Consider the following 16,607-nt stretch of genomic DNA (forward strand, 5'->3'; position numbering starts at 1 on the left):
GTATGGAAAATGTTTTAAAGAATGATTGGGAGCCACTATTGGCACCAGAATTCGAGAAAGAGTATTATCTTACTCTATCCAGTTTTTTGACAGAAGAATACAGCACGCATGTTGTTTATCCGAAGGTAGAAGATATTTTTAACGCTCTTCAGTATACAAGTTATGAAAATACAAAGGTTGTCATTTTAGGGCAAGATCCATATCATGGACCGAATCAAGCGCATGGTTTAAGCTTTTCTGTGCAACCTGGTGTTAAAACACCACCGTCATTGTTAAATATGTATAAAGAACTTCGAGATGAATATGGTTATGAAATCCCGAATAACGGTTATTTAGTAAAATGGGCGGAACAAGGAGTATTATTACTAAATACCGTATTAACAGTTCGTCAAGGCGAAGCAAATTCTCATAAGGGAAAAGGATGGGAGCACTTCACAGATCGTGTAATTGAACTGTTGAACGAACGTGAAAAGCCAGTTATTTTCATATTGTGGGGGCGCCATGCGCAGGCGAAGAAGAAATTAATTACGAATCCGAATCATCATATTATCGAATCTGTACATCCAAGCCCATTATCGGCAAGACGTGGTTTCTTTGGTAGTAAGCCATATTCTAAAATAAATACGATTTTAGCTAATATGGGCGAAAGAGAAATTGATTGGGAAATTCCAAATTTATAAATAGAAAAGGTAGTTAACAGTTGTTAACTACCTTTTTATTATCATTGTTGCTCGTTCTTTAATTTTGCATCTAGTACAAAAGTACCAAATGGGATAACTGATGAAACGAATGCTCCAAGTGCCCATAAAATTGATTTACGGTGTACGATTGTTACTTGAATTACTGCAAAGATGAATAGAATAAATAGAACACCATGAGCCATGCCTGTAATTTTAACAGCTGTTGCAAATCCTGCGAAATATTTCAATGGCATTGCTACAAATAATAGTAATAGGAAAGAAATACCTTCAACTAGTCCAATTGCTCTTAATCGTCCGATTGGTGTAGATAACATAAAGTAGCCTCCTTTAACGTATGCTTGTATATAGTAAATTTGTATTCTTTTTCAAAATAAAATAGTCTATTTTGTTTCATTATATACAAAAAGAAAGTTTACACTACGAGAATAGTGCAAAGTTCAAAATATAGTCACAAAAGCATGAGAATTTAAATAAAAACCTATTTGAAGTATTTGACTTCAAATAGGTTTTGTGAATGAAAATATTAAACAAGTACATCCGTTTTTAAAACGAATTTCTCTACAACTTTTGCAACACCATCGTTCATATTTGTATCTGTTACGTAGTTTGCAATTTCTTTAATATCCTCAGGTGCATTTCCCATTGCAACGCCAAGACCAGCAAATTCAATCATTGCTTGGTCGTTATAGCTATCGCCCATTGCGATAACTTCTTCACGCTTAATGCCAAGCTTTTGAATCAGTTTGTTTAAGCTCGTTCCTTTTGTAACACCGGCTTCTGTAAATTCTAAGAAGAATGGTTTCGAACGCATCACGCTTAATTGGCCTTCTAGTTGTTTTTGTAGTTTCTTTTCAACTTCAACAAGGCGTTCAGCCTCTTTATTCATTAATACTTTTACTACAGGCTCTTTAACTGCGGCTTTAAAGTCATCTACTACAACAATTGGCATACCGGTAATATCGCCCTCAATTTCAGTATAAGGATTATTTTCTTCCGTTACGATATCATCGCCCATATAAGTATGAATCCATACATCTTCAGTTTGACTAATTTCAAATAGGTTGTGAACGATTTCAGGAGATAGCGTACTACTAAAGATTTCTTCGTTTGTTTTACAGTTAATAATTTTTGCACCATTAAAAGATAGAATGAAACTGCCGTATTCTTCTAAACGAAGTTCTTTGGCTACATTGCGCATACCAAACGTTGGACGTCCAGAAGCAAGTACAACCTTTACACCTTGCTCTTGTGCAGTCATTAACGCTTCTTTCGTACGAGGTGAAATAGTATGGTCATCACGTAATAAAGTATCATCTAAATCTAAAACAATCATTTTATAAGTCATATAGAAAATTCCTTTCTTTAATTGAAATCAAAATACATGTTCATGAAGATGTTGAGGAATAATAGTAAGACATCAAACCTCTTTGAAAAGAAGTAGATAAATTATTATGAGTTGTTGCTCATAATATTGGTTAATAATCATTGGGGAAGAATAAAACCCCAATGATTAAAGTTTGATTTTATCGTAACAACTCTAAAGGTAGAGTGCAATAATGGAAGTTTTCCAATTTAAGATATTTGTTTTGCAGCGGAACGAGAAAATAGTATTTCTAGCAAGATTGCCATTACAGATCCAAGAACGAGACCATTACTTAAAAACGATGCTAGAAATGGTGGAAGTGTGGAATATGCTCCTGCTGGAACAAACATAACTCCGACTCCTGTAAAGATTGAAAGACCGGCTACTTTAAATAATCGTTCTTTATCCTGGACAGTTTCGTATTCTCGAAAGGCGAGACCAATCATGCTTGCGAATACAGGATAAATAGCGGCATAACCAACTGCAACAGGGATTGCTGCAAAGAATGAAGTAATCTTTGGAAATATACTAACGACAATAATAAAGCTTGACCCTAATATAAACGGGAGACGTTTATAAATATTAGTCGTTGCAATAAAACCTGCTGATCCAGAAATAGCGACAGGCCCAATAGCTGAAAATAGGCCGCCTAGCAATTGGTTGATTCCTGTTATAATGCCAGCTTGTTTAAAACGATCTGATGCAGCGTTTTCTTCATATTTAGAGACAACCTTTTGTACAACGCGAATGCTTGCTAACATATTTGTTAGAAGTAAGAGTGTAACGAAAATGACCGTAATTACCATGTTCCATTCAACACGAGGCATTCCGAAAACAAATAAGGATGGAAAACGGATTATGTCTGTCACTGGTGTTATTGGATTAGATAATCCGAAACATGCGAATAATATCCAGCCGCATACGATACTGAAAAGAACGGAATATTGTCCAATAATAGGTAGCTTCATGATGAAAAAGGATAGTAAAATAACAATGAGTGAAAGAATAAATACGTTAGGTTGTACTTCTGTATGTTTTCCATCAAGGCCAAACATTCCCTTTAAGAAGGAGCCACTAAGCTGCGCGACAAGAAGAAATAAATACGTTCCAATGACTGTCGGTGTAAAATAGCGAACAAGTTTATCAATAAGTCCAAAAACGCTAAGAATAATACAAATAATACCGCTTAATAAGAAAGCATATTGAAGAACTTTAAGTGTCTCATTGCTTGATCCAAATAGCACGACGCCTAAACTTGCGTAAAGGGAGAAAATTCCCCACCAAAGGCCAGCAGGACCTTCTTGAATAGGAAGTTTATGCCCAAATATAGCTTGCAAGAGACCAGCAAAACCTAGAACAAATAACGTTCTTTGTACGAATGCGATAGCTTCAGCACCATCAAGACCATAACTAGTTGCGACACTAATTGGTACAATAAGGCTTCCAGCTAAAATAAATAGTGCCCATTGTAAGGCGGAAAGAAATGTCTTCATTATATCAACCTCTTTCATAGATTCCGTATCTAGTATATACGTATTTTATTTCCACTGGCAAAGATTGTAGATAGAGAAAAGAGTTGAAACACGGTATGAATGCACGTAAGCAATTATGGATAGCAGTTATATGTATGACTTTTGTTGTAATTCTAGGAACGATAGGATTTATGACGATTGAAGAGATTAGTTTGTTTCAAGCATTTTGGATGACAATGATTACTGTATTGACTGTTGGATACGGAGATGCCGTTCCTGTAACGCAAGCGGGGAAAGTATTTGCGCTTCTTATTATTCCTGTTGGCGTAGGTATTGTTACGTATGCAATTGGGGTAGTGGCAGCTATGATTATTGAAGGGAATTTATTTCATGCAGTACGGAGGAAGAAGATGGATAAACAAATAGCGCAGTTGAAAAATCATATTATAGTATGTGGTTGCGGTAGAGTGGGGCTTCAAGTTGTACATGAATTGCAAGAAAAGAATATTCCATTTGTCGTTGTTGATAAAGATGAAAGTATATTGGAGCAGGAAAAGCTTTTATTTGTACATGGAGATGCAACGGAAGATCAAGTATTACATAATGCCGGAATTTTAAAAGCGGCTGGTTTAGTTGCTATTGTTGCAAATGATGCCGAAAATGTATTTATTACATTAACAGCAAGAGGATTAAACGATACGATTAAAATTGTTGCGAGATCTGAAAAGCCAGAAACTGAAGAAAAATTAAGGCGCGCCGGTGCAAATAAGGTTATTAATCCATCTAGTATGGCAGGTATTCATATCGCAAAAGGTATTGCAAATCCATTAACCGTTCATTATATTGATACAGTGTTGTATGGAGTAGAACAGTCATTTGTCATTGAAGAAATTCTAGTTGGAAAAGATTCAATATTAGTTGGTAAATCGTTACTAGAGAGTAATGTAAGGAATCAGTTTGATGTAACAATATTAGCGATTTCAAGAAATGGGAATATTATACATAATCCGACAGGGCAGGAAAAATTGAAAGAACGTGATATGATAATAGTATTTGGTTCAGTAGAGAAATTGGGACAATTCGAGAAAGAATTACAAAGTACGAGGTGAGAAGGAATGCAAATATCTAGCGACAAGATTTTAAATAAAATGGCGAATGAAATTGCGAAGGCGAAAAGTAGTGAAGGACAAAAGTCAAAAGAACATTTATTAGTTGTGCGTGCTTTATGTGACTTATTATTAGATGAACAAGTTGAAACATCTACATATAGAGAACCGCAAATTCCATCGCAAGTAATTGGATCACAACCAGTAACAACTATGCAACCAATTGCACCTGTTTCTGGGGAGCCGGTATATATAAAAGAAAGTGATGCAAACGGTAATTCTTTATTTGATTTTTAGAAGATAAATCGTTTGGCTTATATGCAAAAATTGCTTATGATAAAGGTAAAAAAGGGGAATTAAGATGAAAATTTTCTTTTTACTAGGTTGTATTGCAGCGGGGCTATCTGTTGCATTAGGGGCCTTTGGAGCACACGGTTTAGAAAATAAAATTTCTGCAAAAATGTTAGAAGTGTGGAAAACAGGCGTTACATATCAAATGTTTCATGCAGGTGGACTATTCGTAGTTGCTTTATTGATGGATAAGGTTCAATCATCACTTTTAACTACTGCTGGTTGGCTAATGGTAGCTGGAATTATTATGTTCTCAGGTAGTTTGTATGCATTAAGTACGACAGGTATTAAGTTCTTTGGTCCAATTACACCTCTTGGTGGTGTAGCGTTTATTGTGGCGTGGATTCTAGTAGGGACTGCAGTTGTAAAAGGATTATAAAAAAACAAAAGCTGGCATTTGCCAGCTTTTTTTATGGTCTTGGAGTATAAGTTGCTTGTTGACTAGGTAAATACGTAATTTCTTCTGGAAATTCTACGTAATCTAAGTAGATCATTAGTAGTAAATAGCGTTTTCCTGATTGCGGTTCACTAATAACGATATGGTCACGGCCAGCTGCTTCAATAATACCTGTATAAGATTGTGTGCCAAGGGAACTGCCACGTTCATAGGTCATTACAACCGTAGCTTGCTTACCTTTGTTTAAACGAAGGATATTTTCAATATAGGATTGCTCTAGAGGTAACATGCCTTGAGAAATTGCATATTGAGCTTGCGCAGCTTGAGCTGTTTGTTGTTGCATCGCTTGCTGTTGTTGAGTCATTTGTTGCGGTTGTACATAAGTTCCAGATGGTTGATAAAAACCTGTTCCATAGTACGGATTTTGTTGCTGTGCCATTCAAAAATCCCTCCTCATTTTTATTCCTTAATATACGCTAGGGCAGTCTCCAGCAGATGGCTGGAAGAAGCAGTGCTTTTTAAAGCGACCAGAGTTTTGTTGGTTATACCAAGTTGGTGGACATGCACCTTCAGGTCTAAAGAACCATAAGGCAAAGTTGGCAGGCCAAAAACGTTGCCCTTGAATGGTCCGTCTCGCTAGGGCAATATCTTGTTCGCGTGCCCGTTGATAAAAATATCCTTTTTGCGTTGCTTCAAAACCGCCGGGGTTTTGATAAACCATTTGACGTAAATTACGAATGCTTTTAAAGTCTAAACAATTTCCGCGGACACGATTTACCCCAACGTTTCCGACCATTAACATTCCTTGTTGCCCTTCTCCTTCGGCTTCAGCACGCATCAGTCTAGCCAACAACTTTACATCTTCTTCGTTATAAGCAATAACGCCCATTATGTGTCACCTCTCTTTTTGTAATACCTTTTGGAAAGAGGTTTATCCCGCATTAACGGGCAGTGAGACTCCTGCCCTAAAATTTGGTTGAAGTAAAGAAATTAGATGGGAGATCAAACTGCCCGTAAACGCCCGATTAGTTCAACTAATAATCAGCGGGTGATTCCCCCACTGATTAAAGTTTCACTTTATCTCTAGATGAAGTGTGTAACAATTACTAGTTCATACGTATGAGGAAAAGGACTCAGATATGACAACCAAACGAAGTTTTACATTGAGAGTGGAAAATAAAAAAAGCTAGCGTGAGCCAGCTTTTTTATTAAAAAACTTTAGACCATAAGTTTGAGAAGAAATCACCAATAGAGCGCATTGTTAACACAAACCAATTTGCTTTTTCAACTTCCTCTGTCGTTTTTGCAGTAACTTTCATACTTTTACTACCGTCTAAGAAACCATATTTATCAGTTGATTCTAAAGTAATTGAGCCTACTTTGGTATCTTTCTTAATAGGAGCAACTAAATGTCCATCTTCAGAAAGAGATTTATCTAATTCAGTTCCAATTTTATAAGGCTCTTTGCTACCTTTTTTCGCAATTACTGTTATTTCTTTTTCGGGTGCAACAGTTACTTGGTCTTCTTTCCCTTTTACTACAGAGATTGTATTGTTTTTATTAACTTTTAGTTTTTGTTTTTCAAAGTTATTAAATCCATATTCGATTAATTCACGAGATTCCGTGAAACGTTCATCCATTGATTTTGTTTTAATAATAACCGAGATAAGACGTACATCACCACGTTTAGCAGTAATGGTAAATCCGTATCCAGCTGTATCAGAACTTCCGGTTTTTAAACCATCAGTACCTTCATAAGCGAAAGCAGCTCCTGGTAACATCCAATTCCAGTTTTCCATACGAATTGGTTTTGGGTGATTGTCTGGGAAGTTTCTAAATCTTTGTTTTGTATCCTCTAGCATTTCTGGATACTTTGTAATCATTGCTTTTGAAAGCATACCCATATCACGAGCTGACATAGAGTTTTCTGCATTTGGATCAGTACCCTCAGGATGTTTTCCTTTTAAGTCAGCGTTATTTAAGCCAGTAGCGTTTACAAATTTATATTTCTTTAATCCTAGCTTTTTAGCATGTTCATTTGCAAGATTTAAGAAGTTTTTCTCACTTCCTGCAAGAAGTTCTGCTAAAGCAATACTAGATCCATTTGCAGAGAATATAACAATAGAATGATATAATTCTTTTACAGTATATTGACGTCCTTTTTCGAACGGTACATTAGAGAATTCATTATTACGAGAGACTTCATAAGCGTAATCAGAAATATTTACTTTCGTATCCCATGTGATTTTTCCTTCTTTAATTGCTTCTAAAACAGCGTAAACAACAATTAATTTTGACATACTAGCAATAGCTAGCAATTCATCTGGATTTTGCTCGTGAAGTATTTTTCCTGTATCTGCATCAAATAAAAGTGCAGCCGCCGCCTCAATATGTATTTTTTCTTCCGCATGGGATGTTGTTACTCCTAAGGAAGAAATTGACAATACAAGCAATAGTAAAATAGACAAGATTTTTTTCATATAGATTATCACCTTCGCATCGTTATTTAGCATATAGCTCGTATCATTTTAGCATATCTTTACATATAAAAAGGTTACAATTTTACAAGAAATTTGAAAAAATGTTGGTTTTTCTTCAAAAGTGCAGAAAAAAGGAGATTTTTGAGGATAAATATAGAGAAGAATAAAAAAAGGAACGAATTTCGTTCCTTTTCACCATTTATATGTGTAAAAATTTCTCTACTTTTTCGTCTTGTAAAATGTTTCCAACGAAGAATGTTCCAAATTCACCATAACGAGCACTTACTTCATCGAAGCGCATTTCGTATATAAGTTTCTTAAATTGAAGAACATCGTCAGCGAATAATGTTACGCCCCATTCGAAATCATCGAATCCAACAGATCCTGAAATCACTTGGCGTACTTTACCTGCGTATTGACGACCAATTTTACTATGGCTGTACATCATTTTTTTACGTTCTTCCATAGGAAGCATGTACCAGTTGTCATCACCTTGGCGACGCTTATCCATTGGATAGAAGCAAATATGATTTGCTTTCGGTAATTCAGGATATAAACGAGCTAAAATTTGCGGGTTTTGGTATGGATCCTCATCAGCTGGAAGGTAGTTGCTTAATTCAACAACAGATACGTAAGAATATGCAGGAACCATATATTCAGCTAAAGTTGTTTTATTCAATTCTGTCTCAATTTCATTTAACTCTTCCATTGTTGGACGTAAAATCATAAGCATAATATCAGCTTTTTGGCCAACAACTGTATACATTGCGTGACTACCTTTTTTCGCAGTAGCTACTTCGTTCCATTTTTCAACGACATTTAAAAATTCAGACACTGCTTGTCCGCGTTCGTCGCTAGATAATGTTTTCCATGCAGCCCAATCAATAGAACGTAAATCATGTAAACAATACCAGCCATCTAACGTTGTTGTTGCTTCACTCATTCTATTCACCTCAGTTAATGATAGTTTTACACGTTAACTATAGCATATATAGTTTTAAAATCATCTATATAAAACCTTGGCGCATAAAATTGTCACATTTAAGTGTTTAAGCAAGGTGAATTTAACGGCTGAATTTTATGAAAATATAATCATTTTTATTTTATCTATTTTTTGGGAGCTATAAGTTTAAAATATAGAAGAAAAGCAGTATTCTTAAAGATAGAGTTTTTTTAACATATGTAGGAGGGTTTATTCGTGAGCAACTTATTTACAACAGTAAAAGAAAAAGTTCAAGGAAAAGGCATTTCTATCGTACTTCCTGAAGGAACTGATGAAAGAATTTTAGGCGCTGCAGAGCGTTTAGCAAAAGAAGAGTTAGTAAAACCAATCTTAGTTGGTAATAAGGAAGAAATTAGCGCAAAAGCTGCTAGCATGAATTTAACATTAGCAGGCATTGATATTTACGACCCAGCTACATACGAAGAAATGGATGCAATGGTAGCATCTTTCGTTGAACGCCGTAAAGGTAAAGCGACTGAAGAAGACGCTCGCAAAATCCTTAAAGACGAAAACTACTTCGGTACAATGCTTGTATACATGGGCAAAGCACACGGTTTAGTAAGTGGTGCAGCTCACTCTACAGCTGATACAGTTCGTCCAGCACTTCAAATTATTAAAACAAAACCAGGCGTTACAAAAACTTCTGGCGTATTCATCATGGTACGTGAAGAAGAGAAATATGTATTCGCTGATTGCGCAATTAACATTGCACCAAACAGCCAAGATTTAGCTGAAATCGGTATCGAAAGTGCGAAAACTGCTGAGTTATTCGGCATTGATCCACGTGTTGCTATGTTAAGCTTCTCTACAAAAGGTTCTGCGAAATCTCCAGAAACAGAAAAAGTTGTAGAAGCAACTCGTATTGCAAAAGAAATGGCTCCTGAGTTAACTTTAGATGGAGAATTCCAATTCGATGCTGCATTCGTACCATCTGTAGCTGAGAAAAAAGCTCCAGGTTCTACAATTAAAGGTGATGCTAACGTATTCGTATTCCCAAGCTTAGAAGCTGGCAATATCGGCTACAAAATCGCTCAACGTTTAGGTAACTTCGAAGCAGTAGGACCAATCTTACAAGGCTTAAACATGCCTGTAAATGATCTGTCTCGTGGATGTAACGAAGAAGAAGTGTACAAGTTAGCTTTAATTACAGCAGCTCAAGCACTTTAATTCTATAATGAATTGAAATAAAGACCGTCGCTATTATAGCGACGGTCTTTATTTTTCTAAGCCAAGTGCTTTATTATTACGATCAATAATACGTTGTAAATTCGTCTCATATAAAGGAATCTCGTCTATTGTTAATTGAGATGTTGTTAACTTTGGAGCGAATTGCTGCAATGTTTTTAAAAGACGCATCATTAAATCTTGTACTGTAATGGTTTCGCCAAGTAATTCTGAGAGTGAGGCCATCGTACTTGGTACAATTTCAGGGTACGTAAAGCGTGTTTCTTCCCCTTGAATTGCTAGGTTGTAGAAATCACGAACGAGTGCGGCACGCTCAGAGCCACTTCCGGTAGCACAGAGGTAAATTTGGACAGCGACACCCCCGCGAATACGACGTTGTGAAATACCAGCGAATTTTTGATCGCGAATACTTAAGTCATAACTACCAGGACAGTAAGAGCCAACAATTTCTTTTGCCTCGATAGTAACGTCGTAATCCTTTAACATCTCCTTAATCAAATGCCACATTGTATCGTATCCAAGATCGATATCGATACCTTTTTCTGTTTCTTGAAATAAAAGTGATACATTTAAAACACCTTCATCAAGCACGACCGCAAGCCCGCCAGAATTACGAACAATGACATTGAAGTTGTTTTGTTTTAAAAAAGAAATACCTTCTTCTAAATGCGGAAGGCGTGAATCTTGAATGCCAAGGACAATTGTATTGTGATGAACCCAAGAACGCATTGTTGCGGCTGACTTGCCATTTCCAATGCTTGTGCATAATGTGTCATCCATTGCGAATGACTGAAGTGCATGGAATGTTGGTCCTAAACTAGATTGATCTACAATGCGCCACTCTGGCTGAGATAAAATGGAACGGGAATTGCTCATATAACTAACCCCTTATCTTTAAAATGACAATCTCTATTATAGCAAAAAATGAAGAATGGAGTTTTCTCACATATAAAGGGGGAGCTTAGAGGTGAAATAATAAAAAGGATGCATTACATGCATCCTTCTTATTCTGCAATTTTTTCTAAATTACCGTTTCGGTCCATTCGGAAAGATGTTTGAGAACGTTCTTCGTCATCCATGACTGCCAATTTACGAGCACGGTTCATAATGTTCATAAGTGTTTCGTAATCTTCTTGTACAGTATGAGATTGCTTTTCTAATTTTTCTAGTTTCTTTTCTAGTTCCTCATTCCGAAGGATTTGTGCTTTAATTTCTTGTTTCAATCTCGTATTCTCGTTTTCAAGAGCTGTCACTTTTATATTTGAAGATCCGACTGTTTGTAAAAAATAAATAACATCTTGCATTGTCATAGAGCTTCTTGCAGCAGGAGCAGTAGATTCTTGATATGGAATAGCTTCTTTATATTGTACGATTGATTCTTCTTGTACTAATTCTTCATAATCAGTTATCGAATCTGAAGCTGGTGGTGTATAAAGTAAACGTTTTTTCGCTTGTTCACCGCTTGCAGCACGCATTTTATCTTTACGATGTTTTTTTGCTAGTTGAAGAGCTTGTTCATAGCTATAGCGAACAACGGCATTCCAGCGGAAACCACAAGCAGCAGATGTACGATTTAACTGATCCCCTACTTCCTCAAATGCATTTAATTGCGTACTTCCTTCTCTAACATGACGAAGTACCGTTTCAGCAAGTAATAAATCATCCTCATCTGTCCAAGCATCTTGTCTTACTTTCATAGATTCAACTCCCTTTCTTTTTATGAACTTCCTATTTTTATAATGGGCAAAAAAATAAACTTTTATACAAAGCTTTTAAAAATATGGTAGATTTCGATGAAAGGTAAAAATTTTCCCATGAATGGTGAGCGCTTCTGTAGGAGAGCATATAAATATGTAGCAATATGTAGAGAATAGGCTTTGTAGGGAAACTTGCAACGAGCTTCAAAGAGCGGTAAAATACCATTTAGTGTTTATTTTTAAATGTACTTGAGAAAAGTTTAAAATAGAGGAAGTGTTATATAATGGGAAACGAGTTTCGCGTGTGCGATGACTGTCAGGCAACGAACGTTAAAACGTTAGTTCCGAAGCTAAAAAAAGTAGATTCATGTGCAACGATTGAAGTTGGATGTCAGTCTTACTGTGGTCCTGGTCGTAAAAAATCATTCGCATTTGTAAATAACCGTCCAGTTGCGGCTCCAACAGAAGATGAGTTAATCGTGAAAATTGAAGCAAAGTTAAATAAGTAAGAAAAAGAAGAGTGAAAAGATTCCTCTTCTTTTTTTATGCCCATAAGAGGAATGGTTTATTCTGCGAAAGTAATCTTGTGTGGATGAACGTTTTCTAAAGGATGGACATAACTTTTGTATTAAAATTCCAGTTTATATAAATTTATATTTCAAAATAATGGTTGACAGTCTTTTAAAGCGATAGGTAGAATAGAAGTGTCTGATTCTGAGAATCATTATCAGGGAAATAACAATTCACCTAATTTTTTTATTACTATTTGAGAATAAATTTCATTTCAATAAATATATGTTGTTGGTTAGGATGGTTGAGGGATGGAAGCGAGCGCAAGCAGTATAGAACAGCAAGAAGAGAATGTTAAAGAGATTAAGAGCAGACCGCTCATCGCTTCTATTATTTTAGTAGCGGGTACAATTTTGTTAGCTTTAAGCATGGCAGTTTCTATTTCTTTTGGGGCTGCAGATATTAGTTTAAAGACTGTATGGCAAGCTGTATTTCAGTTTGATGGATCTATTACACATCATAACGTAATTCAAGAGCTTCGCATGCCTAGAGCAATAGGGGGCGTAGTTGCAGGTGCCTTTTTAGCGGTATCAGGAGCAATTATGCAAGGTATGACGCGAAATCCACTTGCTTCACCATCGTTAATGGGGATTACAGATGGAGCTGTATTTGGAATTGCAATTATGTATGCATTTTTCCCTAATTCACCTTATTTAATGTTTGTTATCGCATCTTTTATTGGAGCTGCGTTTGGTGCAAGCATTGTATATGGAATTGGATCTTCTTCACCAGGTGGATTAACACCTGTGAAATTAGCTTTAGCAGGTGCAGCTATTAGTGCTTTATTAGGGGCAATTTCATCTGGAATCGCATTGTATTTCAATCTTGCCCAAGAGGTGAGTATGTGGAATGCAGGCGGAGTCGCTGGAGTGAAATGGCAAAGTATTAATATGTTAGTGCCAATTGGCCTTGTTTGTCTTTTTATCGCAATTATGATGTCGAGATATATTACAATTTTGAGCTTCGGTGAAGAAATTGCAATTGGACTTGGTCAAAATACGACATTGATTAAATTTATCGGAACAGTACTTGTTCTTGTTTTAACGGGTTCCGCAGTTTCCATGGCAGGATCAGTTGGATTTGTTGGTCTTGTAATTCCGCATATGACTCGTTTCCTCGTAGGCTCGGACTATAGATGGGTTATTCCATGTTCTGCGGTCTTAGGTGGGCTGTTAATTGAATGTGCAGATATGTTATCTCGCGTTATTAACCCGCCATTTGAAACGCCAATTGGAGCAATTACAGCGCTAATTGGGGTTCCATTCTTCCTCTACTTAGCACGTAATGAAGGGAGAGGAAAGATGTGAGGACGAGTGTCTTAACAAAAAAGAACATTTCTATATTAACGATTTTAGTAGGACTAATCGTTTCTATATTTCTTATTAGTTTAAATACAGGAACTTTTAAAATCCCGCCAATGGACGTATTAAAGTCATTGGTTGGACTAGGGGCTGAAGATCAGTCTGTTATTTTATTTGAATTCCGTATGCCGCGTATGGTAATTGCTATACTAGTCGGATCTGCTTTAGCTATGTCAGGCGCGATTTTGCAAGGTTTATCACGAAATCCGCTTGCTGATCCAGGTATTATAGGTATTAATGCTGGAGCGGGATTAACAGTTGTTATATTCGTCTACTTCTTCTTCGGAAAAGTAGGGACTGGTACATTTTTATCTGTATTCATTCTTCCATTCTTCGCACTAGTTGGAGCGATATTAGCAGCGGTAATTATTTATTTACTAGCATGGAAAGACGGCGTTTCATCGACTCGATTAATACTAGTCGGTATTGCCGTTGCAGCTGGATTTGGAGCTGTTAGTTTAATTTTCTCTATGAAGATGACATCTAACGATTTTCGTTTTGCTACGATTTGGCTGGCGGGAAGTCTATGGGGGACAGATTGGAAATTCGTATTAAGTGTACTTCCATGGATGGTTATTTTCTTACCACTTGCTATAAGTAAAGCACACATATTAAATGTAATGAACCTAGGCGATTCTACAGCAGTTGGCCTTGGTGTAAACGTAGAAAAAGAAAGACGTAAATTATTATTTATTGCAGTTTGTTTAGCAGGTGCATCTGTTGCTGTTGCCGGCGGAATTGGCTTTATCGGTTTAATGGCCCCGCATTTAGCAAGACGCCTTGTTGGTGGTAAACATCAAATTATGTTGCCCACAGCTGCGCTAATAGGAACGTTTTTACTTTTATTCGCAGACGTAATTTCAAGAAGTGTACTAACAACTTCAGAAATACCAGTCGGTCTTGTTATTTCAGTAATTGGTGCACCGTATTTCATTTATTTACTTATGAGGACAAAATAAAGGGAGGCTTTTCGTATGGCAACTTTAGCGGTGGATGCGGTATCTGTTGGCTATAATGAAGGTTTAATTATTGATGGGTTAACAGTTGAAATTCCGGAAGGGAAAATTACAACAATTATTGGACCAAATGGTTGTGGGAAGTCCACATTATTAAAAACGGCGTCTCGTATTTTGAAGGCAAAGCAAGGTACTGTTTATCTTGACGGAAAAGCAATTGAGAAACAGCCAACGAAAGAAATTGCAAAGAAAATGGCGATTTTACCACAAACTGCAGAAGTGCCAACGGGTCTTACTGTATTTGAGCTTGTGTCATATGGAAGATTCCCTCATCAAAAAGGGTTTGGCACGTTGAAAGAAGAGGATTATCGCTACATTAACTGGGCACTTGAAGTGACAGGAATGAAAGAATTTGCGAATCGTCCAGCAGAAGCGCTATCAGGCGGTCAACGTCAACGTGTTTGGATTGCAATGGCTCTTGCACAAGGAACAGAATTACTTGTATTGGATGAACCAACGACGTACTTAGATATGGCTCATCAATTAGAAGTATTAAACTTATTGAAAAAGTTAAATGAAGAAGAAGGTAGAACGATTGTTATGGTTATCCATGACTTAAATCACGCTTCTCGTTTCTCAGATCATATGATTGCATTAAAAGCAGGTAAGTTAATGAAACAAGGAACGCCAGATGAAGTTATGACAAGTGAAACACTTCGTAACGTATTTGAGATTGAAGCTCAAATCGTTCCATGTCCAGTAAACTGTAAGCCAATTTGTTTAACATATGATTTAGCGATGATTAGTAATCAATTGCGTAAAAAAGCATAAGTAGAACCCCCTCGTGAAGAGGGGGACTTCTAATGGACGTTGAGCTTCTTATATAAGAATGGGAAGTTGAACGCCCGTTAGAATGGGTTATTAACAACAATTAATAAATATATATTAATTAATTGTTATCTTTGTTTCTTATAGTTCGTTGTAACTTATAAGATAAATACAGCTAGAAGGAGTGGGAACATGAAGAATTTTAAAATGGCACTATTAGCAATGGTACTAGTTGTGACTTCTGTACTATTTGCAGCTTGTTCTAACAAAGAAGAAGAAAAGAAAGCAGATGCAAAGACTGAAGAGCGCACTGTAAAACATGCAAAAGGGGAAATTAAAATTCCTGCAAACCCAAAGAAAATTGCTGACCTTAGTGGTTCAACAGAAGAATTATTAATTTTCGGTATGAAACCGGTTATTACTGCTAATACATCTCAAGAAAAAATTGATGCACATATTGAAAAGAAACTAAAAGACGTTAAACCAGTTGGTTCTGCTTGGGGCGATAAAATTAACATCGAAGCAGTAGCTGCTGCAAAACCAGATTTAATTCTTGTAAATAATCGTCAAGAAAAGATTTATGATCAATTATCTAAAATTGCACCAACAGTTATGTTAAATACTCCATTAGATCAATGGCGTCCAAAATTTGAAGAAGTAGGTCAAATCTTCGGTAAAGAAAAAGAAACAAAAGAATGGTTCAAAAAGTATGATGAAAAAGCAAGCAAATTACATGACAAAATCGTTGCTAAAACTGGTGAAGCAACATTTATGAAAATGGCTGCATATCCAAATGCTTTCCGCGTATACGGTGACTACGGTTACGGTAGCGTAATCTTTAATGATTTAAAACTACCAGCAGTTAAAGGTACACCAACTGATAAACCGTTAGTACAAGTACAAAAAGAAGCTTTAATCGATTACAACCCAGATTACTTATTCGTGTTTACAACTGGTGACGGTTCTCAGCGCTTGAAAGAATTCCAAGAAGAATCAATTTGGAAAAACATGAACGCTGTTAAAAACAACCACGTATTTACAATTAAAAATGAAGACTTAAACAAAGGTTACTTCCCACTTGGGAAAGATATGATCTTAGACGAAGTTGCTGAATTCGTTTTAGGTAAATAATGTATA

General features: G+C 36.3%; 19 protein-coding genes. 10 read left to right on the forward strand and 9 right to left on the reverse strand.

Annotated elements, in window-relative coordinates:
- Window positions 1–2 precede the first annotated feature (2 nt).
- Window positions 3–680: a uracil-DNA glycosylase gene (locus HMAS_RS21125; RefSeq protein ID WP_000432519.1), complete on the forward strand. Its 678-nt coding sequence runs from the start codon at window positions 3–5 to the stop codon at window positions 678–680.
- Window positions 681–721: 41 nt separating this feature from the next.
- On the opposite strand, the gene HMAS_RS21130 is transcribed toward HMAS_RS21125, so the two are convergent.
- The 3 genes from HMAS_RS21130 to HMAS_RS21140 all read right to left on the reverse strand — a co-directional run bounded on the left by HMAS_RS21130 (window position 722) and on the right by HMAS_RS21140 (window position 3,557).
- Window positions 722–1,015 carry a DUF3817 domain-containing protein gene (locus HMAS_RS21130; protein ID WP_000953396.1) on the reverse strand — a complete coding sequence of 98 codons (294 nt, stop codon included), beginning with the start codon at window positions 1,013–1,015 and terminating at the stop codon, window positions 722–724.
- Between the two features lie 209 nt (window positions 1,016–1,224).
- Window positions 1,225–2,046: a Cof-type HAD-IIB family hydrolase gene (locus HMAS_RS21135; protein ID WP_000221397.1), complete on the reverse strand. Its 822-nt coding sequence runs from the start codon at window positions 2,044–2,046 to the stop codon at window positions 1,225–1,227.
- A gap of 227 nt (window positions 2,047–2,273) precedes the next feature.
- Window positions 2,274–3,557 carry a purine/pyrimidine permease gene (locus tag HMAS_RS21140; protein ID WP_000847034.1) on the reverse strand — a complete coding sequence of 428 codons (1,284 nt, stop codon included), beginning with the start codon at window positions 3,555–3,557 and terminating at the stop codon, window positions 2,274–2,276.
- 95 nt (window positions 3,558–3,652) lie between these two features.
- Between HMAS_RS21140 and HMAS_RS21145 the strand changes: the two genes are divergently transcribed.
- The 3 genes from HMAS_RS21145 to HMAS_RS21155 all read left to right on the forward strand — a co-directional run bounded on the left by HMAS_RS21145 (window position 3,653) and on the right by HMAS_RS21155 (window position 5,372).
- Window positions 3,653–4,645: a potassium channel family protein gene (locus HMAS_RS21145; protein ID WP_000993984.1), complete on the forward strand. Its 993-nt coding sequence runs from the start codon at window positions 3,653–3,655 to the stop codon at window positions 4,643–4,645.
- Between the two features lie 6 nt (window positions 4,646–4,651).
- Window positions 4,652–4,939 carry a YwdI family protein gene (locus HMAS_RS21150; protein ID WP_001167352.1) on the forward strand — a complete coding sequence of 96 codons (288 nt, stop codon included), beginning with the start codon at window positions 4,652–4,654 and terminating at the stop codon, window positions 4,937–4,939.
- A gap of 64 nt (window positions 4,940–5,003) precedes the next feature.
- Window positions 5,004–5,372, forward strand: a complete 369-nt coding sequence (locus HMAS_RS21155) for a DUF423 domain-containing protein (protein WP_000688315.1) — start codon at window positions 5,004–5,006, stop codon at window positions 5,370–5,372.
- Window positions 5,373–5,403: 31 nt separating this feature from the next.
- Here the strand turns inward: HMAS_RS21155 and gerQ are convergent, their stop codons facing one another.
- The 4 genes from gerQ to hemQ form a co-directional block, all read right to left on the reverse strand.
- Complete coding sequence (gerQ, locus tag HMAS_RS21160) at window positions 5,404–5,829, reverse strand: spore coat protein GerQ (RefSeq protein WP_098536841.1); 426 nt, start codon at window positions 5,827–5,829, stop codon at window positions 5,404–5,406.
- A 27-nt stretch (window positions 5,830–5,856) separates the two neighbouring features.
- Window positions 5,857–6,279, reverse strand: coding sequence for a cell wall hydrolase CwlJ (cwlJ, locus tag HMAS_RS21165; RefSeq protein WP_000538167.1), 423 nt, complete (start codon window positions 6,277–6,279; stop codon window positions 5,857–5,859).
- Between the two features lie 319 nt (window positions 6,280–6,598).
- On the reverse strand, window positions 6,599–7,870 hold the full coding sequence (locus HMAS_RS21170) for a serine hydrolase (RefSeq protein ID WP_000722870.1): 1,272 nt from the start codon (window positions 7,868–7,870) through the stop codon (window positions 6,599–6,601).
- A gap of 199 nt (window positions 7,871–8,069) precedes the next feature.
- Window positions 8,070–8,813 carry a hydrogen peroxide-dependent heme synthase gene (gene hemQ, locus HMAS_RS21175; protein WP_001287598.1) on the reverse strand — a complete coding sequence of 248 codons (744 nt, stop codon included), beginning with the start codon at window positions 8,811–8,813 and terminating at the stop codon, window positions 8,070–8,072.
- Between the two features lie 255 nt (window positions 8,814–9,068).
- Between hemQ and pta the strand changes: the two genes are divergently transcribed.
- Entirely contained in the window at window positions 9,069–10,040 is a 972-nt protein-coding gene (gene pta / locus HMAS_RS21180; protein ID WP_116345008.1) for a phosphate acetyltransferase, read from the forward strand.
- Between the two features lie 48 nt (window positions 10,041–10,088).
- On the opposite strand, the gene HMAS_RS21185 is transcribed toward pta, so the two are convergent.
- Both HMAS_RS21185 and HMAS_RS21190 read right to left on the reverse strand, forming a co-directional pair.
- Complete coding sequence (locus tag HMAS_RS21185) at window positions 10,089–10,934, reverse strand: lipoate--protein ligase family protein (RefSeq protein ID WP_000071951.1); 846 nt, start codon at window positions 10,932–10,934, stop codon at window positions 10,089–10,091.
- A 128-nt stretch (window positions 10,935–11,062) separates the two neighbouring features.
- Window positions 11,063–11,755 carry an RsfA family transcriptional regulator gene (locus HMAS_RS21190; protein WP_000868358.1) on the reverse strand — a complete coding sequence of 231 codons (693 nt, stop codon included), beginning with the start codon at window positions 11,753–11,755 and terminating at the stop codon, window positions 11,063–11,065.
- 284 nt (window positions 11,756–12,039) lie between these two features.
- Between HMAS_RS21190 and HMAS_RS21195 the strand changes: the two genes are divergently transcribed.
- From HMAS_RS21195 to HMAS_RS21215, 5 genes are all read left to right on the forward strand, one after another.
- Window positions 12,040–12,264 carry a DUF1450 domain-containing protein gene (locus tag HMAS_RS21195; protein WP_000526079.1) on the forward strand — a complete coding sequence of 75 codons (225 nt, stop codon included), beginning with the start codon at window positions 12,040–12,042 and terminating at the stop codon, window positions 12,262–12,264.
- A gap of 312 nt (window positions 12,265–12,576) precedes the next feature.
- Complete coding sequence (locus HMAS_RS21200) at window positions 12,577–13,632, forward strand: FecCD family ABC transporter permease (protein WP_000388294.1); 1,056 nt, start codon at window positions 12,577–12,579, stop codon at window positions 13,630–13,632.
- Window positions 13,629–14,645, forward strand: coding sequence for a FecCD family ABC transporter permease (locus HMAS_RS21205; protein ID WP_001260757.1), 1,017 nt, complete (start codon window positions 13,629–13,631; stop codon window positions 14,643–14,645). Before HMAS_RS21200 ends, HMAS_RS21205 begins: the two co-directional genes overlap by 4 nt.
- Before the next feature lie 15 nt (window positions 14,646–14,660).
- Entirely contained in the window at window positions 14,661–15,473 is an 813-nt protein-coding gene (locus HMAS_RS21210; protein WP_000212068.1) for an ABC transporter ATP-binding protein, read from the forward strand.
- 189 nt (window positions 15,474–15,662) lie between these two features.
- On the forward strand, window positions 15,663–16,601 hold the full coding sequence (locus tag HMAS_RS21215) for an ABC transporter substrate-binding protein (protein WP_000787724.1): 939 nt from the start codon (window positions 15,663–15,665) through the stop codon (window positions 16,599–16,601).
- Window positions 16,602–16,607 lie beyond the last annotated feature (6 nt).

It is taken from the genome of Bacillus sp. HMA207 (assembly GCF_003402455.1).
In the GTDB taxonomy this organism is placed as follows: domain Bacteria; phylum Bacillota; class Bacilli; order Bacillales; family Bacillaceae_G; genus Bacillus_A; species Bacillus_A cereus.